Origin of the sequence: Streptomyces sp. AB3(2024), from assembly GCF_041862025.1 — a bacterium.
GTDB lineage: Bacteria > Actinomycetota > Actinomycetes > Streptomycetales > Streptomycetaceae > Streptomyces.
The window spans coordinates 1-387 of record NZ_JBGWAB010000359.1 but is presented as its reverse complement, the minus strand read 5'-3'; the positions used below and the strand labels follow the sequence as shown (position 1 = coordinate 387).

At 70.3% G+C, this 387-nt stretch carries 1 protein-coding gene; it reads right to left on the bottom strand.

Features of this window, described 5'->3' with window-relative positions; translation table 11 throughout:
• On the bottom strand, window positions 1–387 hold a 387-nt coding region (locus ACEPPI_RS40760), incomplete at both ends, for an Ig-like domain repeat protein (protein WP_373920278.1).

The window sequence follows — 387 nt, the reverse complement described above, 5'->3', positions numbered from 1 at the left end:
GTGTCCAGCGTAAGTGTCACGTTCAGTCCGCCGGGGCCGGTGAAGGTGACGGTTCCGGTGGGGGTGCCGCTGCCGGGTGCCACTGCGGTGACGGTGGCGCAGACGGTCACGGTCTCGCCGCATACCGACGGGTTGGGGTCCACCGACACCGACACCGCGCTCGACGCCTGACCGATGGTCACCACTGCGGTGCCGGTCGATGAGGAGAGGCATCCGTCGCCGTTGTAGACGGCCGTGACCGTGCCGGTCTCCAGCGTGGTCGTGGTGACGCATGCCGTGCCGCCGGCGTTCAGTGGCACCGTGGTGTTCAGTCCGGCCCCGGTGAAGGTGACGGTTCCGGTGGGGGTGCCGCTGCCGGGTGCCACTGCGGTGACGGTGGCGCAGACG